Here is a 25,578-nt window from a genome sequence, read left to right on the forward strand (position 1 = left end):
GTTTCTCCTATCGGTCGTGCCCGCCCCCATGGCCGCCATGGTCATGATCGGGTTGAGGCTGTGGCTGGGATTGGGGGACAGGCTCAGGAGCGACGCTGTGCTCTTGCTCTGTCGATGTGCGGGCACGATCGTGCTCGATCGTACCGCGCAGGAAGCGATCGACCAGCGCGGCACTCTCTTGAGCGCGGCCCGCAAGAATACCGCCGATGCTGCGCGGTCCTCGGTCAGCACGCTCTGGTTGCTGGCGTTCGCGCTCTCGTTGTTCACGTTCGGCTTTGCGGGCGTCGCGATCGCGAGCATTCTCCTCGCGGGAGCGATCATGCCTGTCCTTATGACGGGCGCCGCGCTGTCGATGACTATCGAGTTTCAGCCGATTGAGCGCTTCAAGTGACGAGGTTTTTTCGCCTGAATGCGCGGCGAGCTTACTCGCGAGACGGGCGACGTTTTCCGTCCAGAGCTTGACGCCAAATTCGGCTCGCGTGATCGCGGTGTAGTAATTCTGCCCATTGACCAGGCCGGATTCAACGGGTGCGAGGACGTAGACGCGGTCGTAGGTTTTCGATTGGGCGGAATATACCGTTTCGGCATAGCCATGGTCCCAGGTCCGATGCTCCGATAACTCGACCTTCTGGACTCGTGCGCCGCGATCCCACTGGATCGTCGCCATGGTTCCGTCGAGTGCCAGGACGGTGCCACGTTCGGCGTTCTTGACCTCGATGTCCTTGTTGACGAGACGCCACTGGATACGGTCGCCCTGTGCGAGCTTGCGTTCCTCGTTTAAGAAGACGTTGACGTGCGCGGCCTTACCAAGTCGCGGATTCCAGTCGATCTGTCGCCCATTCTCATCGACGATGCGTACGACCTGACGACCTTGTCCGTTGCGGCCGATTGAAACAACGCGATATTCGGTGTCACGCGCAATCCCCAGCCCGGCATTGTCCCTTGCGAACTTCAGAACCTGGCCGGCACTATAGAAGCGCGCGACTTGCTTCTCCTGATCGGACATACCCGCAGGGGTCAGCACTTCGAGCCGGTGATCCTGAGCCGCAACCGCCCCCTCGCGCTTCAACACCTCGCGGATGTGGCTGTTGACGATCAGCCTCGTGGCATTGTCGAGAACCAGGATGTTGGTGCCGGCGCGGGTTGATGGCTTGAGATGCGTCCACTCGGCCACCATGTCCTTGGCGAGCTTCTCTGCGCTCTCCGCCGTCGTTACGCGGTCAAGGCTGGCGAGCGATGCGGCGTAGTCCCCTTTCCGCGCGAGAGTGACCGCCTCCTTCATCTCGTCGGTTTTTTGCCGGATGGACTCGGTCAGGTGACTGGTCGGGAGACCCAGACGTTGCATCAGCCAGAACGCCTTGCCCTGCTCGATCGCCCCTGTTTGCTTATTGTCACCGAGAAAGATCAGGCGGGCGCCGGTCGCCCTGCTGATCTCCAGCATGCGCAGAGCCTGCCGGTTGGAAAGCTGGCCTGCCTCGTCAAGGGCCAGTATGTGCTTGTCGGTAATGCCATATCCGCCGCTTGCCAAAAGCGAGGCCACGGTCCGGGATTCGATGCCGGCCTTTCCCCCCAGGTCGGCTGCTGCAGAGGAGGTTGGCGCCAGCGCGATGGTGATATGATCGGAACGTGTTGCCTCGACAAGGCCGCGCACCAGGGTCGACTTACCCGCGCCTCCCACGCCGTGGACTGCGACAAGCCGATTCCTCCCGGTGCCGATGGCTTCCAGCGCCTCGGTTTGCGCCCGGGTCAAGCCGATCGCGCTCGCCGCCTCGGCCAAACGCTCCCGAGTGGCAGCAGGCGACACGTCACCCATCGCGAGCGAGAGATGCTCGGATAGAGCCAATTCGAGCTTTGCCGTGCGCCGCGAGGAACGTCCTCGTGGGAGCGGCTGATCACCGGTCTGGCGCACCGTCTTGAGGAGCTTGTGACTCTCTTCCTGCGCTTCGAACAGCGGACGTATATCTCCGAACCGGACTTCGCCGACATGGGACGCGAGTGCAGTCCGATAGAGGCGGCCGACATTGTTGACCGCCTCGCGCGTCTCGCTTTGCCTTATCCCGAACAGGGTCGCGCGGCGGGCGACATTAGGGTTGATCGCGATCGTTCTTTCGCCGCGCGCTTCGGCATCCGCGAGAACCTGGTCGAGAGGTTCACGATAAGGTTCGGCGCGTGTGCGCCATCGCGCACGAAGCTCTTCGAGCCCGATCTTCTCCTTCGCTTTTCGAGTCTCGAAGAAGGAGATGCGCCGTGCGGCCTGTCCTGTATGGCCATGCTCTTGCGCATGCTCATTGATCTGCTCGGCGCGCTGCGAAAAGTCGCGAATGAGCTGGCCGGGGACGCCTTCAATTTCGAACAGTCCCCGGCGCGGATCGAAGCGGATTTCATGACCGATCTCGCGCAGGCTATGGGCAAGGTCGTTTCGATAGATCTGGCCCGCGACGATTTGCTCAGCAAACATCGAGCGCGTCTCGAGGCTCGACATGTGATCGCCGTTCGCATGGTTGGTCATGTTGAGCGTGACGACATGGGTGTGCAGATGCGGATCGAGCTCACGGCTTGCGTGCTCGGTGAAGCGGGCGAACAGCAGCCGCCCGGTGGTCTCGTGAACGACTTCGCCCTCGACCCGCCGGCGCAGCTCAGCATGCTCCTCAAGATAGGAGAGCGCCGAGGTGACGGCTTTCTCGTGTGCGGCGATGATCCGGTCATCACCTGTCACCAGCGCAAGGATCGATACCGATTTGGGGGCGCTGACGTTAAAGTCCCAGCCGGGGTGATGCTGGATGCCCTCCTTACGACGACGCCCCAGCTGCTGGTCACCCACCTTGCCAGCGAGAAGCTCTTCGAACTGCTTGGGATCGACCCGACCCGACAGACCCAGGTCGGCGGCGATGCGCCCGCCCCATTCGGATGGTTCGTCCCCGCCCTTGGTATAGTAATCCCCGATCGTGTAATATCGGCTGATGTTGGCGGCGGTCCCTTTGAGACGGCGGGGATGGATCATGCCGGTTTCGCCTGCTCGCGAGCGCCGTCGGCGCGGTCATGGCTGGCGAGCGCAACCCGAACGCTGCCCCGAGACGCGCCGAGCAAAGTGACCGGCGTCGCGGTCATCGGCTCGCTGTCAGGGTCCATGTCGCCAGTTGCGAAGTCACCATTGCTATCCGGGACATCGGGCACAGCCGGACCAAGAGCTTCCACTCCTTCCGCTTCACCGTCGGGCGTCTGCGGTTGGATAGGTTCGATAGGCTCAGTGGTGGGTGGGGTTTTCTCCTTGCCGAACAAGTCGCCCTGGCTGGGAGGAGCCGAGGACGGGGAGGAGGATGGCGGCGGCGCGTTGCCCCCTGCCCGTGCCTGCTCTGCGGCCGCCTGTGCCGCGTGACGGGCGGCGCGCGCCTGGGTGATGATGGTCTTGCCCTGGGGAAGGCGTTTCGGGGCTTCGGTGCGTTCGATGAAAGCCTGAGCTACCGTGGGCAGCGCGTTATAGCGATCGGTGAACCGCACCACCGGCAGGTTCCGGCCGAACCGGAGGTAGCCGGAAAAGTTGGGAAGGTTGGTGACCTCCGTATGCATCACCAGGGGGCGAGTCACCTGCATCCGCGAGAGGTTCACCCCGTCGCGCATATCATTCACGCCATAGGACATGCCTTCGTTGGCCTCGACCTGTTCGACCTGGCCGAGATTTTCCGAGACATGTTTAGCGGTGGTGGTGTCGTTTGCCCGGAGTGCCACCCAGGTGGAGCAATAGCCGGTGATAGCGGCCGCATCCTGAATTCCGTAGGTGGCTTCGAGTTGCGGATAGGACTGAAATCCGAGAACGCCGCAGCCCCCATATTTGCGCGCACGAGCCAGAAAGTCGGAAAGGCTGGGAAGTTTCTGGAGGGTCGGCAGCTCGTCGATGACGCAGTAAAGACGCCGGTCGCGATCGGGGGTGAGGCTCATGATCGCGCTGATCGCGATGTCGAGCCAGACCGTGATGAGGGGACGGAGCGAGGGAAGCTGGTCGGCCTTTACGGTGATGAAGAGCCAGCTGTCGTCTTCCTCATTCTCCACCCAACGCCGGATCGAGAAGCCATCTTCGGTATCGTCAAGATAGGAGAAGCTGCGCATGACCGAGGCAAGCTCAGCCTGGATGCCCGCCGACGTGCGCTCCCCTTCCGTGGAAATGAAAGCGGCCGCATCGGTCCCCTTCACAAAGGCGGCGAGGTCGGTGAGCGGAGAACGAAGCACCCGATCGAGCAGGACCGAGATCAGGGTGTGCTGCTGCCGCGCGAGCTTCCGCAGAACCGCGACCAGCGTACCCCTCGCCGCTTTGCTCCAGAACGGATCACCATGCTTGTCGGGGATCGTGGATTCCGCGATCTGGTCGTAATGATATTCCTTGGGGACATCGACCCAGGGACTCCAAATGGCGGTGCGCTCATCGAGCGGGTTCAACAATATGTCGCGTCCCGGTCGATAGAATTTCTCCACGAAGGACCCGGCTGTGTCATAGACGATGGCACGCTTGCCCTGTTTGCGGATCCCCGCGAGCATGGTGATGATGGCGTTGGTCTTGCCCGTTCCCGGCGCACCGACCAGCAGGATATGTTCGGGTTCGAAAGCATCCGGCACGGCGACGCCGCCGATGGCGAGGCATCCCTTTTTCTGACGCCAGAGTGCCCGGCGGACCTGCGCCACGGTTCCGAAGCGGGCGCCGCGCAGATACTCGTTGGACCCGAGGCCTTTCCCGGTTCGGGTGAAATAGAACCAGGCCCAGGCCAGGGCCGCGAGGGCGAACAAGCCCGCAAGCAGCGCCCCGTGGATGAGATCGGTTTCGAGCTTGAGGAGCGCCTGCTTGACCACGCCGGACTCCAGCAGCGCATCGGCCGAGGTCCAGTATTGGCGCCCTTCCGGAGTGCGAAACAGCACGGGGTCGTTCGTGCCCGGAGCGGCATCAACTTTGAAAGTTGCCTCGACCAGTTTGACCAGGACGAAGCGCTGATACTCGTTCGACTTCTCGAAGGCATACCAGCCGGTGCCGATCACCCAAAGAGCCAGCCCGGCAAGAAAGGTCTGGAAGAAGACCTGGGTGGTCATCCGGACATTGTGGACGATGGCCTGGCCGCCGCGGGTCCAGCTTCCCAGCGTGTCATTGCGGAAGATGCTCATCGAACGGCCCTCCCCCAACGGGGACTGACCGCGGATCGCGATGTGCCGTGGTGGGGGGAATAGCGGAGCGCCCGGACCATGACGGCGGGGGATTGCGCACCCGCGATCATGGCAGTTCCCCCGGTGCCAGCAGGCCCTTTTCGTGGAGCAGCGCACGGGCATCGGCCATGCCTTGCTCAAGCGTCTCGGGTGAGCGCTTCCGCACCGCCGCCGCGACGATCGACATCGTCTGCAGGACACCGGCGAGGATCTCGTCCTGCGAGGTGAAGACATAGCCCGCACGGCTATCGGCGGCATGCTCGAGTGCGGGTCTGACGAGTTCGGAGACAGTGACGCCGACGCGCCGCGCACGGCGGCTTAGACGGTCGAGCAGCTCGTCCTCGATACGGATGGTGATACGCGCCAAGGCGGTAGCTCCTGATGGAGCTTCGCCAGGGCGGTCTTGAAGCGCCTGGCAGTATAGCCGGCCTTGAAGGAAAGCTCAAGAAAATCAGCCTGTCTGACGCGTCAGACAGTGCAAGGGCGCGGTAATGCTGGGATTTTTGGCGGTCCGATATTGCGGCGTCACAGGTGTCCGACACATAATGTCGATTTTGTCCGACACGTCAGACAGAATAACCAATTGTTTTTACTGGGGTTTCCGGCCTCAGCACCCGTGCGTACGGTGCATTACAAACCGCGAAGCGCGTGCGTCGCTTGCCCGCAGCGACGGCGTCGCTGCGTCTGCTCCTCCGCTGCCGGGCGCACCCTTGGCGGCTGGGTCGATGTGGGGGGATTTTGCCGCGCATGGCGGCGGGGTCGCTTGTGGCGTCGGTGCGCCTGTGCGACAAGGATCGCGTGACGAGCGGGCCAGCCTTGAGAGAAGGAAACTGGTCATGCCGAAGATGTCGGAACGCGATAGGCTCGCCGATCTGGTCGAGCGGGAAAAGAAGATAGCAGGAGAGATTGTCGCAGCGCGCCAGAAGCTGCGCGATCGCTATGCGGGCATAGTGACGGCGCTGCCGGTCGAGCAACTGAGCGAGCGCGAATTTAGGGACGTGCTGGGCCATGTGCTGCGGCTGGGTGGTGCTGCTGCATTGGGTGTGTTGAAGGGGGCGACGTTACCGTCTGATGCTGCCCGTCCGGGGAAAGCGCCAGCCGCGCCACTGTCCGCAAAGGGGGATGGCAGCGCAACGCCTGGTCCGTCCGTGGGGGCATGAGCCTGTCGGCTTGCTCCCTTTTTTTCTTCCCCTCGCCGCCGCGCCGTCAGGCGCGGCGGCGTCCGGCGGCACGAAAAAAGGCCGACGCGCGAAAGCGCGCCAGCCTTGGGGGTTGGCGGGTTTACTGTGGTGATGGATAGCGCGGCGTTTTGGGGGAAGCGCCGCGCTATCTGGTATCAGGCGGCGCGGCGCGCTCGCCTGAATGTGTCTTGCGGTTGCCCGAAACTATCCTCCGCCCGATACGTGTCGATGCTGTTCGAGCGTTGGGGCTTGGGCTTATCCTTCGGCCATGCGAAGGCGTGAATGGGAACGCCCTGTTTCCGCATGGTCTGATATAGATTGGCTTGGATGCCTGAACCTTCACACAAGACGGCTTCCACCGGCTCAAGCTCGGCCAGCTTCTTGTTACGGGTGAAGGCCGGTTTCTTGCCGCCCCCATAAAGGCCGTAGGCGACCACGGGGACGCCTTCCCGTGCGGCCCATGCTGCTGCGATGGCGTCCGCCCCCTTGCGCTGTCCGGTGGTGACAAGCGTCATATGCGGGATGCGGGCTTTGATTTCGCTTAACTTGGCCCAAAGCGGTTCCCATTCATCCCAGATGGCGGGACCGGAGAAGATGACAACGGGGCCTTGCGGCTGGTGCTTCTCGCGCTTGGCAAGGGCGCGCTCTCGCAGGAAGTCCAGCGCGTTGATATAGCTTGCGGTCGTGACGGATGACGCCTTGCTGCCTTTGGTCGGCCCCCATGCACGACGCCAGCAAGCGCGATACATGGCGGCGGCATAGTCGCGCATTGCCTCAATGGCGGCGCGCTGTTCGGCAAGCGACTGGCATTGCAACTGGGCGTCTTCCAGTTCCTTGTTGAAGACTTCGCCCGACTCCATGTTGCGCGTCATTTCGCGGATTTTATCGGCTAGACGGTCCTCCCGCCGTTCCTGTGTTCCGGCGACGAAATGAAAGCTGTTCACGATCCCCCAAGCAATATCGGGGACCAGCGGGCTAAGCCGGGTGTCGTCCAGTAGCAGGAAAAGGGACGTAATGAGTTCGCCGCAAACCTTCTGCGCAGCGAAGGGTTCGGGCATATCATGTTCGCCCGGCTGGTCTCCATATTCGATGATGGAAAGCGGGATAGGATCGCCAAACGACGCTTCAAATTCGGGGGTTGCGGTTTCCTCGGCGTAAAGTTCCGAAAGGTCCGCGAATGTGTTAACGACTTTCTTAGCTGATTGCTTGCTCATGGGTGTGACTCCTGATGCTCGAAGATCGGTCAGGGTCCGGGGAAGCGTTCCAGCGCTCCCCCGGCCCGTCTTGGCCTAGCGCCTAGAACGCGACTTCATCGTCCAGTTCGGCGGCGTTGCTTTCGCGCGTCAGTCCGCCGTTCTCGTCGGCGGTGCTGCCTCCGAAACCATATTCGCCGCCGTTTCCGGGATTGCCATTATCGCGGGAGGTGCGGACGGCGGGGCCGAAGTCATCGCGGCGTTCGGGCCTGCGCCATGCGACGCGATAGCCTTCCTCGACCGACCCAAAAAGCGCGATGGGCAAGGGTTCGGCCATGCTCGGATCGTCGATATTGCCTTGCAGGAAGATTTCGCCGGTCTTCTTGGCGACGGCTTCCCAAAGTGCGCCGACCTGCACCCAGCGATTGCCGTTGAAAGCGACAACTTCATAATTGGGCGCGAGTTCGTTCTGGCTCTCGACTTCACGCAATCCAAGTTTCGCCATGTCGATTGTGCGGGTTGCAATCCAGCCGATGATGCGGCCATTCTTCAAACCAAATTCACCGATATTCATTGCCTATACTCCAAGAAAAACGCTTCCGGGGACAATCCCCATCCGCACAATTACTTTACCCCCTCCCCCTTTTTTCCGATACATCATTGTTTTCTTGACAGATTTTCATCGTGTCTGGTGAGCCTGAGCCAAAAATTCGGACGCGGTAGCGGCCAATCAAAGAAAAGCATGGCGAAGCCATTCCTTATTGATCGACGGAGGGTGAGACGGTGCCTGTCTTTCATCGCATCCGGAGCCGCCTTCGCCGGGGCTCAAGGGCCGCGGGTGGTCCGGGGATGCAAGGGACGTCGCGCTGCGGTCTTTAGAAGTTCTTGGAGATAAGGGGCCTGCCGACACCTTTGAAACAGGCAGTTTCGTCGGCAGGCCCCTTATCTCCTAGAACTTCTTGACCGGAGGCAGCCCTTGTATCCCCGGACCACCCGTGGCACGCCGAGACACTGCGGAGGTGGCTTTGGATGCGATGAAAGACCTCACCCGACGGTGATTGCGGACCGAGGCGCCCCGCCGAGGGCCGCAGCAACGCTGCCCCAAGCCGGACGCTTACGGATATGCAGGGCTTTGACGCTTGCTCGCGAAAGGGATCGTTACTGCGTCAGCAGCCAAGACCCCGAAGGGGGCTTGGTCGGAGCGAAGCGGAGATAGAGCCCGGTGCCCGCCCCTGGCGGGCATTCGCCCTACCCGGTTGCTCTGGCTTCTGTCGCAAGGGAGCAGTCGCTCAGTTGGCCGGCCCCGCCCAAAGCAATTCGAGAAGGTTCACACCGCGCTTATAGGCCTCGACGATCACGGCTTGGTCCACCAGGGCGGCATAGGCCTCGGCACCCTCAATCCGCCAGACATGACCGTCCTCCGCTTCGAGAAGAAAGCCACGCTCATTGGTGTGCAACACGCCGCGCAGACGCAGGGGAACGACCGTCATGGTCACACTGCGGTCCTGCTGGAGCAATAAGGCGCCCTTGCGGACGATAGAGGAAAGAGCTGGAAACAGAGATTCGTAGTCATGCCTTATCATGGACGATGGATTTCAGAGTTGCAATTCTGTTCTCTATATGTTTCAATACGATCAGAAAGGATATTCCCCATGATCGACGATTTTCTTGCCGGTTTCGATTTCAACTTGCCCCTGATCGATGCCGTCAATGATCCCGATCTGCCGGACGTGCGCAGCGAGATTGCGGCGCTGGCCCTGGGGGAAGGTCTCGACAGCGGATATTATGAAACCCAGGAACTGGCCGAGACCTTTCTGGAGGCGGCCCGCGAAGCCAATGCGGGTATCAGCGATCCGAACAGTCCGGCGCGCGAGCGTCTGGCCGAGGTTCTCGACCGGGATGCTCCTTATCAGCGCCGGCTGTTTGACGCGGTGTCCCTGTTGCCGCTCGCCGATGCCGCAAGTCATCTTGTATGGCTGGCGGGCGTGATGCAGGGCCGCGCCGATATGTATCGGCCAGTGGTTGGTGCGCGCCAGTCCACCCGCTGAGGTGGTCCACCAGGCGAACACCTGAATTCCGGTCGCCCCTCGTGACAATCCCATGAAGCGGTTGGCAGTAGATACCAATCGGGTTAGAGGGTTGGCGTTCGCCGGTGGCGGGCCGGAGCGTCGAAACTTCGTAGGAATAGAGTCGGCTGCAAGGCTTTTGCGGCCGGATGGCCTGTGTGTATGTCCAGGCTGTTCGGCTAAAGATGCAGGCGCGCGCGTCTATTCTCGCGTTTCGACCGTCCGGCTCAGGGGCCGGCATCCTTCTTATGGAGGATGCCCGCCGACTGAGCCGGGATTTACGGAGGGAAACGGTCATGACAAAGGAAGTGTCGGGGCTGGAAAAGGCGATCGAGTTGATGGAGGAGGCACTCGCTATCCTCGTTGACCCGGAAGATCAGGTTGTAGCGATGCGGTTGTCGCATGCGCTGGATCTGGCAAAAGAGCGGCTGCTGGAAACATCCTGAACGGCAGCCAGTGCAATTTGGCAGCGTGAATGCGTGCCCTGCTATGCTCGCCCGACTACCCCGGACAGCGAGGGGACGGTTCGCACACTCGCCAAATCTCCGAACACGGCGATATGCGCCTTTAGCATCGACTGGAGGGCATCCCGGTCCTGAAAGGCTTCCATCGAATAGGCACCGCGTGCCAGAGCACTCGGATCGGTGTCGAACAGCCCGGTAAAGTTCCGCGGCCAATGGCAAAGCAGGATCCATGGCCAGCCAGGTTCCGGAGGCGCGAACTCAAAGAAACCGATTGCGCCCGCTTCGCGCCGGCTGGGCCTTCGATCGAGAAGGTCAGGTGGTCGCATGGCCACACGGTCCGCAGCAAGGAAGGCTTCGAACTCGGCGAGTTCCTCATTGGCTTCGACTATCACGATATAATAGCGACCAAGCGCGAGGCCTGCCCCGGCAAGATTTTGCGGAATGTCGATGACCATCACCGAGGGGGCAGTGATCAATGGCATGGCATAAAACCGCCGTTGGGCGGCCAATTCATCTGACAGGCGCATGGCGGATATCCTGATGATGGGCTGCTGCGCAATCAAGGTCGATCGCGATCATAGCATCGGGTTGAGGGGAAGATCACTGGGCGGATCCGGCCGGCGCCAGATATGCATCGTGCTGTCGGCGTGGATGGCGGCAAGCCCATTGGCATCCAGCTCGACCTGAACGCAGCAGACAAGATCGCCGGTCTCCCTGACGCCGGGCCGCTCGTAGATGTAGAGGTCGAACAGGGCCCGCCCTTCCTTCAGCGCGTGACGCTCGCGGATGCGCGACCAGGGGAATGTCGTGTTGAGGTCGGTGTCTGCCCAATCGGGGTCATCGCTGATCGCGAGGACATTGAGGGCAACATCGCCTGTTACAAGGCTGACGCGCTCGGCGATCTCGATCGCGAACCGCGCGGCGGAACTATCACGGCGGGCAATGCGCTCTGCCACCTCGCGTATTTGCCGGATATCGCTGGCGGACAATCGGATGGTCCCGGTCATTGTCCCTCCTCCTTTCATGGCTGATCGCACCACGGAACGGGCTATTCGAGAGAGACCGAGCGACGCCCGGTAGCGGTAAACTTGTAATCGTTGGCGCAAATGTCGCTATCGACCGCTTCGTCTGAACTGAGATACTCATATTCGCAGCGAAGGCGGTCATAGAGCCAGCAGGCAAGATCCCGCAGCGCTTGTGCGATTGTTTCTTCGGAATCTGCCGACACGTCCTGGCAGGGCCCATCCCGTTCAACGGAAATCGTCATGCTGTATTCGTGATAGTAGCGGCCGCGATGAGAGACATTGGCGCTGAGCTGATAAAAATTGCGCCGCTGCACATCCCGCAGCACATCGGCGATACGGTGAAGCTCGGTGCTAAGGGGCGCGTGTTCGCGAATGCGACGGTGTGCGCCCTTCGCATAGGAATATACCGCCTCGTAGGAGGCGCCATCGCCCTGGTTCCAGAAGCCTGTGAAGTAGATGCGCGGTTCGCTGCGTGTCCTGCCCCCGTAGAGGCGCACTATATTGGTCTTGAGGCTGATCCCAAGGATGTCGCAGACCTGTTCAAAATCGTCGAACGCAGCATCATGCCATTCATAGCAAAGACCGTTTTCGCGATACCAATTCCGGGCAGTTTCCTTCGCGCTTTCGTCCAGTTCCGCGAGGCGATACGTGGCGATTTCCATGATTTCGGGCATGGCCTTGATCCTTGCAATGCATGCGATGGCGCAGACGCCCGTGCGGCAGGGCCGCACAGCGCGAGGCTCCGTTGGGGGCTTCAGCCAATTCAGCTGGTAGGCGAAACGTCAGCTGGCGAGGCGGGATTTCAGGAAGTCTGTCCGCTCGGTATCGGTCGCCAGAGTGATGAAGCGTCCTTGGGCGTGGAGATAGACGACAACATAGCGCCGGCGTTCGCACAGCCGCCGGATGTTGGCGCGACTGCCCTGGCTGGTTCCATCCCAGATAACGAAGCCTGCCCCGGCAAGGCTGGCCATCTCCTTGTCCTTGGCGCTGTGGAACGCGCGCGTCCACGTAGGAGCATCGGCTCGCACTCGCTTCACCGGCCATCCCCCGATATTGTGCCGGGGCTTCGTTCCCCCGCAAAAGACCGTCACATCGCGCGCGCCATAGTCGAAAATGCACCGCTGGATGGCCGCGTCCGCACCATGGGCATCGCCGATCAGAACCGGGAGTTCACGCTCTACGATGATTTGAAGTCGCTGCTTTACGCTATCGGGAAGCTGTTGGATGGAAAGCGAGCCAGAGACGAAGACCGGAGACGTTCGCGGCGCATCGGGCGGTGGGTTGTTGGCCTTGAGCATGACAAGAGAACTCCGAAGTGAACCACCACTCCCCTTCCCTCCTTCCTCCATTTCGAGAGAAGCCTGTTGGCATGCAGGCAGGCGTCCGCTTTCTCGATACGCCGACGCCGTTCCAACGGAAGCCGACCGTTACCGACACTCAGGCTGCGGCCGCCAAGGGCACGCCTGATATGGCCCGGGCATCATTCGCATTGTCGGATTTGCGAAGCTGGGCGGCGCGGATACGAAAGCGTGATCGAGCGGCCTCGCTGCGTCGAACGCGAAACGCTTCGTCAACGACGTCATTGACCCTTGCCCATTGGTTCCATGCAAAGTTCCGCCCCAGGCCGACCGTCGTGTTCGAACTTGGAAAGCGGTCTGCATTGCTCACAAGCTCTTCCCAGGTGGCTCCGAATTCGATCTCGTCAAAACGGCTATGGCGTCCCGTGAGGGCATTGCGCTCAAGCAGGAGGGCTCGGTCGAGAAGATCCGGGTGATGTGCGGCCAGCCAGTATAGCTCCCAAATTTTCGAGGCAGGACAGAAAAAACACGCAGATTTAATAGGAACATAAGAAGAACCTAGAACCTGCTTGATGATATCAATGCAATCCTCGCGTATCCAGCCAAGAAGTTGCAGCGGATAGGAGAAATCAAAATCAGCATCCGCATTGAGCAACTTCTGGGATCGTCTCATGTCGGCGCGCCCACAATCATAGCCGATCAGTTTGACGATCCGTTGCCCTGTACGCTGGGCCTCTTCCCACACGGGGTGCGGTAACCGGGCATTCGGCCCCGAGCGCGCACCCTTGATGAATTGGTCCTGTGGTGTCTGTTTATATTTTTGGGAACATGTCTTTTTGCCAAAAGCCAGAGACGGTAAGGTCTCATTCGCAATACAATTTCCATAAAGATCGTCGTAGCTTGTCGAGGCGAGCGTGACTTTCCGGCAGATGTCGATCGGTGGCCAACCCCATGATGCCAGAACCGCGTTCATTCGTGCAAGGTGAACGAGGGTTTCCGGTTTTTCGCCGCCGACATCGGCAAATGTGATAATCTGGGGCCGGATACCCGCCAGATAGAGCGCAATGAGCATTGCGGTGGAATCCACGCCGGCACCGAAACAGACGGCGAGCAGACGCCCTTCAAGGGAGCGCAGACGATGGGCCCATGCGGGCGGGCGAGCGACAATCACGTCTGGTTCCGCACATCGCCATGAATGATCTTGAAACCAGCGGCGGCAAGTTCGTCGCACAATGCTCGCTTGCGGTCCGCCCGGTCCCCCGATTTCGCGATGTAAGAGCAGCGGCCATGATGGAATTCGAAGCCCGCTCGTTTGAGGCACCCCCGGAAACGCTGGTGCGTACGCTCGCTCCACGCGAAGGTGCCTGCATAGTTGCGAAAGGCGGCAACCGCGTAGACCGAACCATAGTTCTCGTCGCGCCAGCGCAGTTCTATCTCTGGCGGCGACCGCCGCACGTCCTCCGAAGGTGGCACGTGCGTTCCATTGGGGCCGGTCATTGCTCTGCTTCCGGCGGCTGTGACGCATCGTTCGCCGCCCAATGGAGGAGGTCATCACCCTCCGCCTCGCAGGCCTCGCAGAATGTGCATTCATGTACGTCGATCAGCACCCATCCGCGGGTGATCTGGCTCCATCGGACGCAGGCATCGCGCACGACGCGATCACTTCCGCATCGAGAGCAGACAGGCTTGACGTCGGGCGGGTTCTCCTTCGGCTGCGGCGGGGTGAGCACATAATAGCGTTCGCCCGACGACAGGATGGTCCAGTCTTCAGACAGGCGAAGAGCCACAAGCCCGTAGAGATATTGTTTACCGAGAGAGTCCCAGCCTTCGGTAGCGGCTACAAGCGTCAGGGTCAGGCACGTTTCATCATGGGCCTCGAGAACCTCGACGTTCACATGGAGGTCTTCGCTGGATTTGTAGAAGCCGTAGCGATGCGTCGCGCGCAGCAACGGGTCGGGCAGAGTCTGCCCGTTGTCGGTCTTTCTGGACATGGTAGGATTCCTTATTGGTGAGATGCGCAGAGTGTCTCCACGCTCAGCGGGCGGCCTAAGTGAGGTGCGCGCTTACGGCTCGGCGAGTGGCGCCGGCGGGTTGGTTGCTGGAAGGTCAGGCCACACGGACAAGCAGGTGTTCGTCGTCAGCCGGCATGGTTTCGGAAACGCGGAACGGCTGGAGCGGATTGCCGGTCCGAACGACGAACTGGTTGCGGCCGGTCGCCTTTCGGAGCTGGACTGCGCAGGCGTACGCATGCTCGAACCGGCAAAGCTTGTTTCTGAGGGCAGACAATGAGGTCATGATGTCCTCCATCTAAGATATGGTGGGGATGCGGCGGGATGATGTGACCGGGGAGACGGATCGGAACGGTGCCCTATTCCGATGCGATTTCCTCGCCATTGGCGGGGGCAACCGGAACGCCGATGCAGTCTATGACGTGGCGTGCGGATTTCTCCCAACCGGCCTGGTCCAGAACGTCCGCTGCATCCAGTCTGGCAGCGTCCAGGTCCCCCTGGGTGGAAGCAAGCGCCATTCGGCGCAGGGCGCGGAGGGCCATATGCATTTCGATCATAGGGTCACGGCTTCCACGGTGATGCGAAACGCCGTGCCATCGTCGAGCACGAGATAGATTTGTGTTGCCCCCTCGACGTCACAACTGGCGATGCTGTCGATATTCGCGCTGGTGCCATGAACCTCGGAGATCACATGGGGCGGACGATCGTCAGCGGCCTCACCACCTTCGTCAATTTTGCCAATATGGGTTTCGACCAGTTCCGAAATCATTCCGGCGATCGTGCAGGCCCGCGTACCATTGCCTTCATCAACATCGATAATGTCGCGCAGAATTCCGGTCAGAGCATCGTTGATCGAGACGAGCAGGCCGCTGCGTGCGCTGTCGCCCAAAGGCTCCAGATATTTGTCGGGTATGAGGTTGTTGACCGCATGGGTCGCATCATCGACCAGCGTGTCGAATTGATCGTTATTCATAGGTGCATCCTTGGCAGGCACGACCAGGCGCGGCGTACAGGACGCCGGCCCGGTCATGGTTCGATGAAGCGTGGATTATTCGGCAGCGACTACTGCGGGTGCGTCGTCATTGTCCGCAAAAGCGGCTTCGACCTGATAGTTGACGGCGCGCACGGTGATCGCCCGGTCCTTGGGGATCAACCAGGAAACATGTTGACGCATTGCCTCGTGGACACGCTGGATGATCGCGGTATCTTCGCCAAGTAGCAGCAGATTGGCGGTAAAGCGCGCCTGCATTTCGAAGGCAGCCTGCTGCGTTTCGTAACTGTCGGTGTCGCAATCGTCACTGGCGTAAAAACAGGCGCGTTCGAGAAGGGATGCGAGGTCCCCAGGCTCGATTGTGCAGTCGGGCGTGAGCAGGATGGCGACCTCTTCGAGATCGGTCCAGCAATCGCCGGGAACGATCAGGAGATCGGCGGGCAATGCGATAACCTCCGCGGGTTCGTCGGAGCTGCCCGCTTCCTGCACGGCGATCTCGAGGGTGATCGCGTCGACCGGGCCGGACGTCACGCCCTGCGGTAGCTGCACATCCGCAGCATAGTCGAAGATATCACCGTTACCCTGTTGGACCCGAAAGGACCAACCCAGCACACGCGGCAGTGCGTCATACCAGCTGTATCCCACGAACTCGGGGACGGGATCGACGGGCGTTGCACCGAGCAACGGCTTTGAAGCAATGCCGCGGCCGACACACTGCTCGATATAGGGCTCGTCCGTCGGCATAAGGATCATTCGCCCACCCGCCACCCGGTCACCCAGAAGAGCATTGTCCGTTTCTGCGGTGCGTGGCACCCATCGCGAAAGCCAGGGTGCTGCTTCGGGCAGGGATACGCCCAGGGCCTTCGCTCGCAGCCAATGGGCATGAGAGAGCCGGTGGTGGCCCTCGCGGGCGACAGTGCGGTAGATTGCCTCCTCGCAGGCATCATGCAGCGCATTGAACGCAGCATTTTGCACGACCTCCTTGCGAGCCGGCAGCACGAGTTGAAGCGTAGGTGCGTCAACGATATCGACCTTGGCACACCAGCCAAGACCACCATCCGCATCTTGAACATGCGGCAACCGGCACGGCACTGTCAAACCATGAAAGTTCATTCGAACCAGTTCGCGTGGCAGATCATGTTTGGCGTCGAAGATGCCGATGCGGCAGCCGTTCCATTCCTCGACCCGAACCGCATCGCGAAGGAAGTCTTCATGGGGCATCCGGTTCCCGCAGAAATAGATGGGAACAGGGCAAAAGCGTGCGGCATTTTTCACTGCCTGTTCGAGAGCGCTGGCCCAGCTTGCGGGCAGATCGATCTCGATTTCGGTGCCCTTGGCGATCGAGGAAGGAACAAGATCGAGCAGTTTGCCGCTTTCCCACGCATCGGGCGTGATCGTGACCTGCCAGGCCGCCGAGAGTTCTGCGGCATAGGAACGCACGGTGACGTTGCGACCAGCGAGGCTGAATACGCCCATCCCGGCTGGGTCTTCGGACCGGGCGATGCTCTCGCTCCATCCGGAATCACCGAGCGTCAGAAATTTGGTTGGATCGGAAATTCCGCGCCCATCGTCACGAATATATAGTATAGGAGTGTCGCTCGCCCCACCTCTGGAAATATCGATTCGGGTCGCGCCGGCACGCCTGCTATTCTGGATGGTTTCAGTCAGAACATCCTGAACACTTCCATTGAAAAATCTTCCGATTTTCGTGAGAAGGGACTGACCGACCATAGTGTGAATGGTGCTGGGAAATGTCATTTGAGCCTCTGGGATTGCCGCGACACCTATGTCGCACCCCTCTCCTCCCCCTTCCCTTATGCACATCGGTTCAGCCCGTCTCTGCGATCACGCTCGTGACGTTCTGCACCCATATGGACGAGTCCTCATCGGTCAGCCCTTCATTGGCGCGATAATGTTCGACCGCATCACGGATCGAGCGAGCGATATAGTCGAGATCGGTCTGCGTCGGTGTCGGAGGCTCATCGGCGAACGATCCGATCTTGAGCTGGATCGAGAACGAAATCAGTGTGTCCATTTGTCGATGCTCCCGGTCTTATCGCGATGCAGGGTTGCCCCTGTCCGAATGCGAATGATCTTGGTCCGCACTCTCGCCGTCGCGAAGGTATCGTCGGTGAGATGTTCAAGCGTTTCCATGTCGACGGTCTCGAAGGTGACAGGCACCAGCGCAACAAGCGTCGGGGCCTCCAAATGCCCATGCGGTCCCATCAGGTCGAGGGCTGCGGCTATATGTCTGCGAACCTGACTGAAGGGCGGATTCATGATGACGCGCGCGAATTCCACCTTCCCTCGAACCTCCGCCGAATATTCGAGGAAACAGCGATTGATCACGGTTCCAAATTGGTAGAGCGGCGCCAGAAGCTTGGTATGGCGCTCGACCTGCACGAGCTCGCACGGGCTGTGCCCGCTTTCGATCAGGGCACGGGAGAGGCTGCCCGTCCCGGCGCTCGGCTCCAGGGTGAGATAGTCGCCGACCTCGCCGAGATAGCGCACCATGCGTGCCGCGACCTCTGGCGGCGTCACATGACATTCCGTGAATTTATCGATGGCGATGATCTCGGGCGTGGACGCGATTTCAACCTTCGCAAAATCGCTCCGAGCCTTCACGGCGATACGCAGCGGCTTGTCGGGGCGCGTGTAAACGCTGCGCTTCATGCTGCGACCTCCTCTTCAATCGCTACCCGGCGCGCTTCCGCTTCGAGGGTATCGAGGTCGATCGGCAGGGGTTTGCCAGGCTTGTCGCTGAGGACAACCACCGCATCGGGCTTGTAGAATTCACCGCCGATCGTTGAGACCCGGATGCGGGCGACCGGTTCGCCGGACCGCACACGCACATGTTTCTGCCACTCCATGCGTATGCGGCTGCCATCCGCCGCGATTTCCACTGTCTTGAAAGGGGCATAATCTCCCTTTGAATTGGCGGAATAGGTGGCCTGCGTCGTCGAATACACCTCAGCGGACTTGGCGGTGTGCCCCTTGCCCCTGCAGGAGGCAGCCATGCGCAGATTCCAGATCGTCTGGAGACGCTCGGCCTGCTCCCGCGATGGGTTGACCAACGGCATCCCTTCCGGCTTGGCCGAGACACGGCGCGCCTTTTTCCCAGGCACGATGTAGCCGACCGCCTGCATGAGATCGCGCCACCCGTCGTCGTTCAGCACGAGCATGGTTTCCGATGCGATATGCGCCGGAAGCGGGACCGGGCTCTCGAGCTGGAAATATCCTGGATCGGTTGCGGTGCATTTCGGGCTCTCGGCCCCATGTTCGCGGGTGAAGGCCTGGATGATGACTGGCGTGAGATCCCCGTCATAACGGGGCACATCGCCCAGCATGGAGCGCTCGAAGGCCAGTCGGTTCAAAACATGCTCGATCCAGCGTCGGCGCGTGGGACCGTAAGCCGCGCGGGATGCACCATTTATGCACATTTGCCTGGCGTCTGCCGGCGCGATCTCCCCTTCCTGGACCTTGTGGTAGAGATCATAGTTCGACCATGTTTCGCGGGCATTCATGTTGCCGAGCGCGTGACGTATCTGCTCATCGGTCTTGAGCTTTTCCCAGATCGCCAGCGCCGCATATGCCGCGTTGATTCCGCGCTGCAGATCGCGCAGTTCCACCAACAGGGTTTTGATCCGGTTGGCGCGGACCCGCGGATCGCCTTTCATGTTGGCGAAATGCTCCACATCGCTGGCGCGACCGAGCCAGTAGTTTGCGGCCTTTTCGGCTTTGACGGCGGCGGTCGAGGCTGAATGCATCCGTTCCTGCGTCTTGCGCGCCTGACGCTCACTCTGATGGCCGACAAGAATAGGTTGCCCCCCATAGAATGCCTGTGAAAGTTCGTCGGCGCGGCGTGCGAAGGCGTTGGCTTGACGGTGCCGCTTGTGTGCCAGCTCATCGAGTCTTTCGGCCTTGACGGCTGCACGCTCGGCAAGTGTCATCTCTTCCGCTTCGATTTCACCGGCCAGTTCGACGGCCAGGTCCTCACGCGCCGGGGTCCACTTGGGAGCAACGAAAAGCTCCTGCCGCGGCGCCCATTTGAAGCCGGCTTCCTTGACCCGCGCATAGGTTTCGGGGTCGAGGCGTGACGATGCGTAGATGCGGATCTTGTTATCCTCGGGGCTGTAGGTTGCGGTGAAGCTGGTCATGGAACATCCTTTCGATGCCCCTGCCCTGTGCGCAGGGGACAGGTGATGCGCGACACCGAGGCGGGATCGGTGCCTGAAATGGGTCGGTGGGTTCAGGGCGCGCCGGACGACGAAAACGGGCCCAAACGAGGCTCCAGGTCCTCAATGGCGATCAGGAAAGTCGTATCGCCTTCTCGGCAGGGGTTTCGATATGGACATAGCGCTTCCCGCCACTGCGACGTTTGCGAATGCGGCCGTCCGCAAATGCGTCGGCCCAGCGCCTCGCTTCGGCTGCGCGAGCGCCATCGGCGCATTCGTCGGCCTGTTCAAAAATCGCATAAGCCAGAGCGTACTGCTCGCGCTCCGGAAGGCTGAGAAGCGCCGCAGCAATTGGTAACGCACTCTCGTAAAACTCGATCGCGAAGCGACCGCGTCCGTGATGCATCAAAATGGCCATTCGGCCCTTGCTGCCGATACCCGTTGGTCGTGCTATCCTGACATCGTGCGATGCATAGGTGATCGACACGTTCGAGCCTTCCGGTTCATGGCGCCGAAATACGCGATCGTCTCGGGAAGGAAGCGGATGGGCGAGAACCTCATAGGCATCAAAGTTCTCGACCTTGCGAATGTGATTGTGTCCGATAACGCTCATATGCGCAATTCTCCTTCGCCCGCTCCGCAGTGTGGGCGGAGCGGTTAGGTGTTTGTCTGACAGGCTGTGTCGGTTGCGCCGCCTCCCCGGATGGCAATCTGGATCAGGGAAACGGACCTCGCCTATAGATTGGCGGGGATGGCCCTATCCGGCTTGATGGCCGGATGGCCGGGTTCGGACCAGTCGATGTGGCGGACAATCCAGCCAGGCACGAAATCCCAATCGAAACTCATGAGATAATCGTCGGCAATCTTGGTCCAGGCCGCGTCGACAGCATCGGTCCACCCAATAACGATCATTCGCATGGTGGCGGTGCCGGCCGCCTCAAAGGAGGCGCGAATATGTAGTGCAAGCTCCATAGTGTCGGGATTGCCGACCGGATTGTCCCGCAGGTCCAGCACGGCTTCCCAGAGGCAGGCCGCGGTTTCGAGCGCCAGGGCGGGAGCGGAAGTCTCAGGCATGGAGGAATTCCTTTCAGGTCCTGGACGATGTCATGCCGCGCGCCGCTCGCAATCCTGGCGGAGACCAAGATCGAAGGCGGTCAGGATATCGAAGATCGGTCCGAGGCGATCATATGCTCCGGTCAGATCGTCAATATCCGTCATGGTACAGGCATCACCCGGATCATGATCGAGCGTGAAGACCGGGCGGAGAAAGTCGGCGGTCATTTCCGGGAAGATGATCCGCACGATCAGTGTCTCGATGCGCCTGGCGAGCGCGCCGAGCCGAAGTCCCAAAGCGTCGCGCGCTGCGGAGTTCAGTTCAAAATAGCGATCCGGCGCGATAACCGGAGCGATGCGAAGGCAGGGAACACGACCGGCAACGGCAGGCGCCTTGATGACGCAGACCCGCTTGCGCCGCACCTCGTCGATGGCGTCGGCGGAAACGAGAGCGCGATATTCATAGTGGGGCAGCGTCCCCGCGATGCGGGAACGGGTGACAATGATTTCCATGGCGGGTCTCCCTCAGGCAACCAGTCGGCTTGTGGCGGCATCCGATTGGGGAAGATGCAGTTCGCGGCGGATGCGCGTGGCAAATCGCGCCGGTTGAAGGACCAGATCGTGAACTGAAGCCCAGTGGTTGCGATCGCCGACATAGTCTTTGCGGCCGCTGACCTTGCGGAACATCACCTCGCGGCCTGCGCCCATGCAACCGAGACTGAGCTGGACGTAGATATTTTCACCGTGAAGCGTGACCTCGCCCGAGACGGCGACACCCCCGCGTTGCGACGTTAGGGAGTAGCTATCCTCGGCGAGGCCCAGTGCGTCGGCAAGCGCCCGCAACGCCTTCCTACCGTCCGAATGGAATAGCTTCTTGGCGCGCTCGTCATAGGCGACACCTTTGTGGGCCAACGCGATCAGGGCAGGCTTGCGCCGAAGATCGGCGATAGCATCCATGCAGGAACGACGCAGTTCGATGTTGGGACGATCGATCTGGCTGGCGATGGCACCAAGATGGCGCGCGAGCAGAATTACCGCGGGATCGCTCTCATGAGCACATCCCGCATTTCGGCAGTCCTCAATGGCGGCGTTGAGCGCGTAGAGGGAGTTGGGCAGCGTGGTCAGTGCCGAGGGATCCAGAGCCTGCTGGTGTCGAAAGGCTATGTCGTAGGACATGGGGATTTCTCCTGAGGACCGAGCGCATCTTCACGCTCACCTCAACCCCTCCCCCTTTTCTCCAAGCAGACGGTCACCACTCAAAACATGGAAGCCGATCCGAAGCGGGGGCATCGCGGTCCAGGACCAGGTAGCTGCAACCTTTGTTTTGCGCGAATGCCAGGACATCAAGAAGATCGCCCGGGAGTTCCGCCTCATTATCAATCGAAGACGGGAGGGTGGCGATAAACCAGCCATAATGGGTATCAGCGATACTGATGGGGCGATCAGAGGGATCGCGCGTCAGCCATTTGTCGAGCCTCAGCGTCGTTGGCCATGAAATATGGGATGAGGATAAGGCTAGATAGTTGCCCATCTCAAGCTTGTCGGCATCATAGCCAAGGTCGGGATCGACCCATTCCATATGACTGACAAGACGGTCTTCCGGATGGTGATTGAAATAATCCCGCACCACGATCGCCGGATCGAGCTGCGCGGGATCGCGGTCTTCATTGATCTCACTCCATTGCGATCGGCAATAGACCGCGACTTGGGCCAGCAGCCCCTCATGACTGACCGCAGCGACGAGGCTGGTTCCCTGCCCATGGCCGATCAGCGCGACATGGATCGGAATGGACCAGGGGACCGGAGTCTGGCTGATCCTTGAAATGGCGACGTCGAGATCCGCTATGATCGCCGCAACGTCGCTCGATCCATTTGCATGAGGTGCTAGCGCTGCTTTAGCCCGTGCCAGCAACGCAAGGTGTTCGGACCGGATGTGATCTGCCATGGGAATATCCTTGCCGGTTAAGAGTGCAGTGGGTTTGGGATGATCGTTCCGCGATCACGAAGCATCGGTGTCGGGAATGCGCGCGGGTGCGTAGAAACCTGCTTGCGGCGGAAGAGATGCCGAGCGGTGACGTGCGAGACGGAATCCCTGAAGCCGATCAGCGGTGACGTGCGTCCTTGAGAGCAAGCAGGGTTCCGAAGCGGGCGCGCACGTCCGCCCCGGTCGGATAGAGGTTTTGCAAGCCATGCCGGCGCAGGATCGTCGACCTTACCGTTGCGATCTGTGCGGCTTCGTCAGATGTGGGAACACACGGCGGCCATCCTTTTACGAACCGCAGGTGAGGCGGCATGCTACTCTCAAGGCGTCGGCGCTCACCGGCATCGATTTTGGATTGGTGGATCGTGCGTAGCAGTGACGGTTGCAGGAGCTGCGGTGCCACATCGGCCAGCCAGCGCCCCGGCTGGAAAGAAAATGTAGAATCCGCCTCAATCGCGACAAGATGACGATAAAGGTCCAGATTGCCGGGTGCGCAGGTTGACGCGGCTATGTCGGAGAGCGACGCCAGAACGCAGAAGGCACAGGACAGTCGGCCAGCACCATAGCGGGCATAGGCTTCATGGAGCGGAAGATTGTGCGCAACATGGGCTGCAAAAACCTGGGCGGCAGTCCAGTGGACCAGTGGATGCCAACTGATCATGTGCGTGCCGGCCCGGTTACCGGGCTTGGCAAAGCGGTGATCCTCTCGCGAGACCGGCGTAAATCGCCGCGTGACACTTTCTTCGCGGCGTAGTCCGATGACGGAAACGATGGTCTCGCCTCTAAACCGTCTGGCGAGTTCCGGGCCGATCTGGGTTGCCTTCATTTCACTCTGGCAAAAACGGAGACTTGCGCTCGACCAGGGACCGATGAGATTATAGGTTTCGAGCGCTTCGTAGCGTGCTTTGCCGCTTTCGAAGCGCTGCTCCCAGCGCGCCACCATATCGCCGGCTGGTCGGCGAACGACCGCGAGGGGCACGTCTAGCCGGGCGGCGATCTCTTCGACCATAGCCGGGGTTGAACGCCACTCAGCGCGACCGAGGTCGGCGTGGATGGCAATGCGACGATCGCGGGGGTGACCGAGCCGGTCGAGCAAGGACATCGCGGCCCATGCGGAGAGTGTCGAGTCCTTCCCACCTGACAGGCTGAAGGCAAACCAGGCCTTTTGTTCTACCGCGGAGAGGATGACAGAATCGAAGGCAACGGGAATATCCTGACTGGTGATGAGTTGTGAAGCGGAATTTGGAAGGGACATGAGAAGCTCCTGACCGCTCCGACAATGGAGCATCTCCTCAATCCCTCTTCCCTTCAGCCCGATGCTCGCCGGGCATGGTCCTGTTCGAGCGACCAGCTATCGCGCCAGCCCGGATCACTAAACGCCGGCGCGTCGCTCTCACTCTGTTTGTCGATTGCGGACTGAATATCGGGAGCGTCGACGGTGACGGTGATCACGCGCTCGACCCGAAATATCTGCACGATGGAAATGCGGTGCGGCTTCATGATCTGGCGCCTTCAGGTTCGTGGTCGGGCCCGTAGCTACGGGAGCGGGCGAATTCGGTGTCTCCAGCTTCATCGACCAGATAGCCTGTGATCTCGTCGGCGTAGTCGATGTCCAATATGGTCGGCGATGCCGCTGTCAGCCGAAGGGGAAGGCCATGTGCGAACAACAGTTCGTCGGCCGCCTCCATCGCCGATCGATGGTCGTCAGCATCGACTTCCACTTTGATGCGGATCACGGCGTAGACGTGAACGAAGTGGCGTTGATCGGCGGCGCCAGGCGTTTCGTTGACTTTCTGTCTATCGGTTTTGGTCATGCTTCGTCCTTTCCACTGCCCTGCGGGAGCGACGCGGGATCTGGGTGGACTTGGAGTGCGGAGTGCATGGATGATCTTTTCAAAAGCACGAAACCCGGCGCGATGGCCGGGCTCCGTGCGGATGATCGATAGGATGGGAAGCAGATCAGTCGCGCAGTTCTCCTGCCGCTATATCGGCAATCCAGGAGGCAGCTTCCTCGAAGTCCGCATCCTGATCATCGACGAGTGCAGCGACCTCGACCGCGGCCGTGCGGCCAAGCTGACCAAGACGTTGGATGGCGGCAAGCAGGACTGGTGCGAGTTCCTTCGGTTCGGCGGTGCTGAGGTCAGGAATCATCATACAATTTACTCCAGATTAGAAAGAGGTCGGTAATCGGCCGGCAATATCGGCCAGCGCTCCGATGCGCCCGACCACGCGCAACGGAAACCAATGACATCAGCCATGGGGCGCTCGGTCGCCCGTCCCCGACCGCGGCGCGCCCTCGTTTTCTGGTTGAATGAAGGCTCTCGCGGCCGCTTGAGGATCTGCTTCGCTCATCGCCGGAATAGTCAAAATACTGCCGTAACCGGAATTACACGGCGGCGTTAAGCTGAAGGGCCGTCAAGGTGCGGCAAGCAGCATGTCGAGCGCCCTTGCAAACACCTCGTCGCTCGCGCCGTTGACTATAACTGCGTCGGGATTGGTAGCGCGCACCGCACGGGCGATGGTCTCGAGGGGGCGCTTGCGTAGCGGATATTTGAGGATGCTGTTTTGCTCAATCGTGATCAGGTTTGTGCGGAGCAAGCGCACGAGCCGCCGTCGCTCGAGTTCTCGCGCAAGCAGGTCACTCACCTCAATCTCGAGATCGTGATCGCAGGCTATATCTCCCAGGGAGCGCAGCGGGCGGTTCGCCTTGAGCCAGCCATCGACCTCAGCTTCTGTCCACCGTCCAACACGGTGATAGAAATCAGCCCCACCCGTCCCCTGGTTGCGTGCGTGAAAGGCCAATTTGCCATCAATCCAGATTTCGGCGGTATAGGCCGCAGTTTCCTGTGACAAAGCGGCGTTATAGCTGATCCTGCGTAGTTCGATTTTCATGGGAGAACTCCTGACTGCTCCAAAATGGCAGCACTCTCCCCCGTCCCTTCTCTCCTCCTCTCGTTG

33 protein-coding genes are annotated in these 25,578 nt (G+C 60.6%); 3 read left to right on the forward strand and 30 right to left on the reverse strand.

The window, feature by feature from the left end:
* Positions 1–7: 7 nt before the first annotated feature.
* From mobF to DFR49_RS02715, 3 genes are all read right to left on the reverse strand, one after another.
* Positions 8–3,001: a MobF family relaxase gene (gene mobF, locus DFR49_RS02705; protein WP_004211533.1), complete on the reverse strand. Its 2,994-nt coding sequence runs from the start codon at positions 2,999–3,001 to the stop codon at positions 8–10.
* Positions 2,998–5,145, reverse strand: a complete 2,148-nt coding sequence (locus DFR49_RS02710) for a type IV secretion system DNA-binding domain-containing protein (RefSeq protein ID WP_004211532.1) — start codon at positions 5,143–5,145, stop codon at positions 2,998–3,000. Before DFR49_RS02710 ends, mobF begins: the two co-directional genes overlap by 4 nt.
* A 106-nt stretch (positions 5,146–5,251) precedes the next feature.
* Positions 5,252–5,551 (reverse strand): ribbon-helix-helix domain-containing protein, encoded by a 300-nt coding sequence (locus DFR49_RS02715; protein WP_004211530.1) that lies wholly within the window; start codon positions 5,549–5,551, stop codon positions 5,252–5,254.
* A gap of 469 nt (positions 5,552–6,020) precedes the next feature.
* Here DFR49_RS02715 and DFR49_RS02720 point away from each other — a divergent pair, with 469 nt between their 5' ends.
* Positions 6,021–6,344 (forward strand): hypothetical protein, encoded by a 324-nt coding sequence (locus DFR49_RS02720; RefSeq protein ID WP_004211523.1) that lies wholly within the window; start codon positions 6,021–6,023, stop codon positions 6,342–6,344.
* A 176-nt stretch (positions 6,345–6,520) separates the two neighbouring features.
* On the opposite strand, the gene DFR49_RS02725 is transcribed toward DFR49_RS02720, so the two are convergent.
* The 3 genes from DFR49_RS02725 to DFR49_RS02735 all read right to left on the reverse strand — a co-directional run bounded on the left by DFR49_RS02725 (position 6,521) and on the right by DFR49_RS02735 (position 9,048).
* Positions 6,521–7,579, reverse strand: a complete 1,059-nt coding sequence (locus DFR49_RS02725) for an SLOG family protein (RefSeq protein ID WP_119034390.1) — start codon at positions 7,577–7,579, stop codon at positions 6,521–6,523.
* An 82-nt stretch (positions 7,580–7,661) separates the two neighbouring features.
* The gene (locus DFR49_RS02730; RefSeq protein WP_004211520.1) at positions 7,662–8,132 is read right to left on the reverse strand and encodes a DUF736 domain-containing protein; all 471 of its coding nucleotides are present in this window, start codon (positions 8,130–8,132) and stop codon (positions 7,662–7,664) included.
* A gap of 715 nt (positions 8,133–8,847) precedes the next feature.
* The gene (locus DFR49_RS02735; protein WP_157225214.1) at positions 8,848–9,048 is read right to left on the reverse strand and encodes a DUF5818 domain-containing protein; all 201 of its coding nucleotides are present in this window, start codon (positions 9,046–9,048) and stop codon (positions 8,848–8,850) included.
* A 162-nt stretch (positions 9,049–9,210) separates the two neighbouring features.
* On the opposite strand from DFR49_RS02735, the gene DFR49_RS02740 reads away from it, so the two are divergent.
* Both DFR49_RS02740 and DFR49_RS21815 read left to right on the forward strand, forming a co-directional pair.
* On the forward strand, positions 9,211–9,606 hold the full coding sequence (locus DFR49_RS02740; protein ID WP_004211518.1) for a hypothetical protein: 396 nt from the start codon (positions 9,211–9,213) through the stop codon (positions 9,604–9,606).
* A gap of 314 nt (positions 9,607–9,920) precedes the next feature.
* On the forward strand, positions 9,921–10,070 hold the full coding sequence (locus tag DFR49_RS21815; protein ID WP_004211517.1) for a hypothetical protein: 150 nt from the start codon (positions 9,921–9,923) through the stop codon (positions 10,068–10,070).
* 41 nt (positions 10,071–10,111) lie between these two features.
* Here the strand turns inward: DFR49_RS21815 and DFR49_RS02750 are convergent, their stop codons facing one another.
* The 24 genes from DFR49_RS02750 to DFR49_RS02860 form a co-directional block, all read right to left on the reverse strand.
* Complete coding sequence (locus DFR49_RS02750) at positions 10,112–10,615, reverse strand: hypothetical protein (RefSeq protein WP_004211516.1); 504 nt, start codon at positions 10,613–10,615, stop codon at positions 10,112–10,114.
* Between the two features lie 48 nt (positions 10,616–10,663).
* Complete coding sequence (locus DFR49_RS02755; RefSeq protein ID WP_004211515.1) at positions 10,664–11,095, reverse strand: hypothetical protein; 432 nt, start codon at positions 11,093–11,095, stop codon at positions 10,664–10,666.
* A gap of 41 nt (positions 11,096–11,136) precedes the next feature.
* Positions 11,137–11,787, reverse strand: a complete 651-nt coding sequence (locus DFR49_RS02760; protein ID WP_004211514.1) for a hypothetical protein — start codon at positions 11,785–11,787, stop codon at positions 11,137–11,139.
* A gap of 108 nt (positions 11,788–11,895) precedes the next feature.
* Positions 11,896–12,411 (reverse strand): hypothetical protein, encoded by a 516-nt coding sequence (locus DFR49_RS02765; protein WP_004211513.1) that lies wholly within the window; start codon positions 12,409–12,411, stop codon positions 11,896–11,898.
* 139 nt (positions 12,412–12,550) lie between these two features.
* Positions 12,551–13,582 carry an adenine nucleotide alpha hydrolase family protein gene (locus tag DFR49_RS02770; protein ID WP_211325791.1) on the reverse strand — a complete coding sequence of 344 codons (1,032 nt, stop codon included), beginning with the start codon at positions 13,580–13,582 and terminating at the stop codon, positions 12,551–12,553.
* On the reverse strand, positions 13,579–13,884 hold the full coding sequence (locus tag DFR49_RS02775) for a hypothetical protein (protein WP_245968210.1): 306 nt from the start codon (positions 13,882–13,884) through the stop codon (positions 13,579–13,581). The genes DFR49_RS02770 and DFR49_RS02775 overlap by 4 nt, the downstream gene beginning before the upstream one ends.
* A gap of 20 nt (positions 13,885–13,904) precedes the next feature.
* Entirely contained in the window at positions 13,905–14,402 is a 498-nt protein-coding gene (locus DFR49_RS02780; protein WP_004211504.1) for a hypothetical protein, read from the reverse strand.
* Between the two features lie 115 nt (positions 14,403–14,517).
* The gene (locus tag DFR49_RS02785; protein ID WP_004211503.1) at positions 14,518–14,706 is read right to left on the reverse strand and encodes a hypothetical protein; all 189 of its coding nucleotides are present in this window, start codon (positions 14,704–14,706) and stop codon (positions 14,518–14,520) included.
* 73 nt (positions 14,707–14,779) lie between these two features.
* Entirely contained in the window at positions 14,780–14,977 is a 198-nt protein-coding gene (locus DFR49_RS02790; protein WP_004211502.1) for a hypothetical protein, read from the reverse strand.
* Entirely contained in the window at positions 14,974–15,393 is a 420-nt protein-coding gene (locus DFR49_RS02795; protein WP_004211500.1) for a hypothetical protein, read from the reverse strand. The genes DFR49_RS02790 and DFR49_RS02795 overlap by 4 nt, the downstream gene beginning before the upstream one ends.
* A 75-nt stretch (positions 15,394–15,468) precedes the next feature.
* Positions 15,469–17,169 (reverse strand): hypothetical protein, encoded by a 1,701-nt coding sequence (locus tag DFR49_RS02800; RefSeq protein ID WP_004211499.1) that lies wholly within the window; start codon positions 17,167–17,169, stop codon positions 15,469–15,471.
* A gap of 70 nt (positions 17,170–17,239) precedes the next feature.
* Positions 17,240–17,446, reverse strand: coding sequence for a hypothetical protein (locus DFR49_RS02805; RefSeq protein WP_004211498.1), 207 nt, complete (start codon positions 17,444–17,446; stop codon positions 17,240–17,242).
* Positions 17,434–18,084: a hypothetical protein gene (locus DFR49_RS02810; protein ID WP_004211497.1), complete on the reverse strand. Its 651-nt coding sequence runs from the start codon at positions 18,082–18,084 to the stop codon at positions 17,434–17,436. The genes DFR49_RS02805 and DFR49_RS02810 overlap by 13 nt, the downstream gene beginning before the upstream one ends.
* Complete coding sequence (locus DFR49_RS02815) at positions 18,081–19,568, reverse strand: DUF3560 domain-containing protein (protein WP_004211496.1); 1,488 nt, start codon at positions 19,566–19,568, stop codon at positions 18,081–18,083. The genes DFR49_RS02810 and DFR49_RS02815 overlap by 4 nt, the downstream gene beginning before the upstream one ends.
* 151 nt (positions 19,569–19,719) lie before the next feature.
* Positions 19,720–20,199, reverse strand: a complete 480-nt coding sequence (locus tag DFR49_RS02820; protein ID WP_004211495.1) for a hypothetical protein — start codon at positions 20,197–20,199, stop codon at positions 19,720–19,722.
* A gap of 122 nt (positions 20,200–20,321) precedes the next feature.
* On the reverse strand, positions 20,322–20,660 hold the full coding sequence (locus tag DFR49_RS02825; RefSeq protein ID WP_004211494.1) for a hypothetical protein: 339 nt from the start codon (positions 20,658–20,660) through the stop codon (positions 20,322–20,324).
* A gap of 30 nt (positions 20,661–20,690) precedes the next feature.
* Entirely contained in the window at positions 20,691–21,152 is a 462-nt protein-coding gene (locus DFR49_RS02830; RefSeq protein ID WP_004211493.1) for a hypothetical protein, read from the reverse strand.
* A 12-nt stretch (positions 21,153–21,164) separates the two neighbouring features.
* Entirely contained in the window at positions 21,165–21,815 is a 651-nt protein-coding gene (locus tag DFR49_RS02835) for a hypothetical protein (RefSeq protein WP_004211492.1), read from the reverse strand.
* A gap of 73 nt (positions 21,816–21,888) precedes the next feature.
* On the reverse strand, positions 21,889–22,584 hold the full coding sequence (locus DFR49_RS02840; protein ID WP_004211491.1) for a DUF5983 family protein: 696 nt from the start codon (positions 22,582–22,584) through the stop codon (positions 21,889–21,891).
* 157 nt (positions 22,585–22,741) lie between these two features.
* The gene (locus DFR49_RS02845) at positions 22,742–23,875 is read right to left on the reverse strand and encodes a phosphoadenosine phosphosulfate reductase domain-containing protein (RefSeq protein ID WP_004211489.1); all 1,134 of its coding nucleotides are present in this window, start codon (positions 23,873–23,875) and stop codon (positions 22,742–22,744) included.
* A gap of 53 nt (positions 23,876–23,928) precedes the next feature.
* The gene (locus DFR49_RS21585) at positions 23,929–24,120 is read right to left on the reverse strand and encodes a hypothetical protein (protein ID WP_004211488.1); all 192 of its coding nucleotides are present in this window, start codon (positions 24,118–24,120) and stop codon (positions 23,929–23,931) included.
* Positions 24,117–24,434 (reverse strand): hypothetical protein, encoded by a 318-nt coding sequence (locus DFR49_RS02850; RefSeq protein WP_004211486.1) that lies wholly within the window; start codon positions 24,432–24,434, stop codon positions 24,117–24,119. Before DFR49_RS02850 ends, DFR49_RS21585 begins: the two co-directional genes overlap by 4 nt.
* A gap of 145 nt (positions 24,435–24,579) precedes the next feature.
* Entirely contained in the window at positions 24,580–24,774 is a 195-nt protein-coding gene (locus DFR49_RS02855; protein ID WP_037491199.1) for a hypothetical protein, read from the reverse strand.
* Positions 24,775–25,035: 261 nt separating this feature from the next.
* Entirely contained in the window at positions 25,036–25,512 is a 477-nt protein-coding gene (locus DFR49_RS02860; protein WP_004211483.1) for a hypothetical protein, read from the reverse strand.
* Positions 25,513–25,578 lie beyond the last annotated feature (66 nt).

The organism is Hephaestia caeni, from assembly GCF_003550065.1.
GTDB classification, from domain to species: Bacteria; Pseudomonadota; Alphaproteobacteria; order Sphingomonadales; family Sphingomonadaceae; genus Sphingomonas; species Sphingomonas caeni_A.

What these genes read in the sequence shown, in the direction of transcription:
- mobF (WP_004211533.1), bottom strand. Translation starts at nt 3,001, where the DNA reads ATGATCCATCCCCGCCGTCTCAAAGGGACCGCCGCCAACATCAGCCGA.
- DFR49_RS02710 (WP_004211532.1), bottom strand. Translation starts at nt 5,145, where the DNA reads ATGAGCATCTTCCGCAATGACACGCTGGGAAGCTGGACCCGCGGCGGC.
- DFR49_RS02720 (WP_004211523.1), top strand. Translation starts at nt 6,021, where the DNA reads ATGCCGAAGATGTCGGAACGCGATAGGCTCGCCGATCTGGTCGAGCGG.
- DFR49_RS02725 (WP_119034390.1), bottom strand. Translation starts at nt 7,579, where the DNA reads ATGAGCAAGCAATCAGCTAAGAAAGTCGTTAACACATTCGCGGACCTT.
- DFR49_RS02730 (WP_004211520.1), bottom strand. Translation starts at nt 8,132, where the DNA reads ATGAATATCGGTGAATTTGGTTTGAAGAATGGCCGCATCATCGGCTGG.
- DFR49_RS02735 (WP_157225214.1), bottom strand. Translation starts at nt 9,048, where the DNA reads ATGACGGTCGTTCCCCTGCGTCTGCGCGGCGTGTTGCACACCAATGAG.
- DFR49_RS02740 (WP_004211518.1), top strand. Translation starts at nt 9,211, where the DNA reads ATGATCGACGATTTTCTTGCCGGTTTCGATTTCAACTTGCCCCTGATC.
- DFR49_RS21815 (WP_004211517.1), top strand. Translation starts at nt 9,921, where the DNA reads ATGACAAAGGAAGTGTCGGGGCTGGAAAAGGCGATCGAGTTGATGGAG.
- DFR49_RS02750 (WP_004211516.1), bottom strand. Translation starts at nt 10,615, where the DNA reads ATGCGCCTGTCAGATGAATTGGCCGCCCAACGGCGGTTTTATGCCATG.
- DFR49_RS02755 (WP_004211515.1), bottom strand. Translation starts at nt 11,095, where the DNA reads ATGACCGGGACCATCCGATTGTCCGCCAGCGATATCCGGCAAATACGC.
- DFR49_RS02760 (WP_004211514.1), bottom strand. Translation starts at nt 11,787, where the DNA reads ATGCCCGAAATCATGGAAATCGCCACGTATCGCCTCGCGGAACTGGAC.
- DFR49_RS02765 (WP_004211513.1), bottom strand. Translation starts at nt 12,411, where the DNA reads ATGCTCAAGGCCAACAACCCACCGCCCGATGCGCCGCGAACGTCTCCG.
- DFR49_RS02780 (WP_004211504.1), bottom strand. Translation starts at nt 14,402, where the DNA reads ATGTCCAGAAAGACCGACAACGGGCAGACTCTGCCCGACCCGTTGCTG.
- DFR49_RS02785 (WP_004211503.1), bottom strand. Translation starts at nt 14,706, where the DNA reads ATGACCTCATTGTCTGCCCTCAGAAACAAGCTTTGCCGGTTCGAGCAT.
- DFR49_RS02790 (WP_004211502.1), bottom strand. Translation starts at nt 14,977, where the DNA reads ATGATCGAAATGCATATGGCCCTCCGCGCCCTGCGCCGAATGGCGCTT.
- DFR49_RS02795 (WP_004211500.1), bottom strand. Translation starts at nt 15,393, where the DNA reads ATGAATAACGATCAATTCGACACGCTGGTCGATGATGCGACCCATGCG.
- DFR49_RS02800 (WP_004211499.1), bottom strand. Translation starts at nt 17,169, where the DNA reads ATGACATTTCCCAGCACCATTCACACTATGGTCGGTCAGTCCCTTCTC.
- DFR49_RS02805 (WP_004211498.1), bottom strand. Translation starts at nt 17,446, where the DNA reads ATGGACACACTGATTTCGTTCTCGATCCAGCTCAAGATCGGATCGTTC.
- DFR49_RS02810 (WP_004211497.1), bottom strand. Translation starts at nt 18,084, where the DNA reads ATGAAGCGCAGCGTTTACACGCGCCCCGACAAGCCGCTGCGTATCGCC.
- DFR49_RS02815 (WP_004211496.1), bottom strand. Translation starts at nt 19,568, where the DNA reads ATGACCAGCTTCACCGCAACCTACAGCCCCGAGGATAACAAGATCCGC.
- DFR49_RS02820 (WP_004211495.1), bottom strand. Translation starts at nt 20,199, where the DNA reads ATGAGCGTTATCGGACACAATCACATTCGCAAGGTCGAGAACTTTGAT.
- DFR49_RS02825 (WP_004211494.1), bottom strand. Translation starts at nt 20,660, where the DNA reads ATGCCTGAGACTTCCGCTCCCGCCCTGGCGCTCGAAACCGCGGCCTGC.
- DFR49_RS02830 (WP_004211493.1), bottom strand. Translation starts at nt 21,152, where the DNA reads ATGGAAATCATTGTCACCCGTTCCCGCATCGCGGGGACGCTGCCCCAC.
- DFR49_RS02835 (WP_004211492.1), bottom strand. Translation starts at nt 21,815, where the DNA reads ATGTCCTACGACATAGCCTTTCGACACCAGCAGGCTCTGGATCCCTCG.
- DFR49_RS02840 (WP_004211491.1), bottom strand. Translation starts at nt 22,584, where the DNA reads ATGGCAGATCACATCCGGTCCGAACACCTTGCGTTGCTGGCACGGGCT.
- DFR49_RS02845 (WP_004211489.1), bottom strand. Translation starts at nt 23,875, where the DNA reads ATGTCCCTTCCAAATTCCGCTTCACAACTCATCACCAGTCAGGATATT.
- DFR49_RS21585 (WP_004211488.1), bottom strand. Translation starts at nt 24,120, where the DNA reads ATGAAGCCGCACCGCATTTCCATCGTGCAGATATTTCGGGTCGAGCGC.
- DFR49_RS02850 (WP_004211486.1), bottom strand. Translation starts at nt 24,434, where the DNA reads ATGACCAAAACCGATAGACAGAAAGTCAACGAAACGCCTGGCGCCGCC.
- DFR49_RS02855 (WP_037491199.1), bottom strand. Translation starts at nt 24,774, where the DNA reads ATGATGATTCCTGACCTCAGCACCGCCGAACCGAAGGAACTCGCACCA.
- DFR49_RS02860 (WP_004211483.1), bottom strand. Translation starts at nt 25,512, where the DNA reads ATGAAAATCGAACTACGCAGGATCAGCTATAACGCCGCTTTGTCACAG.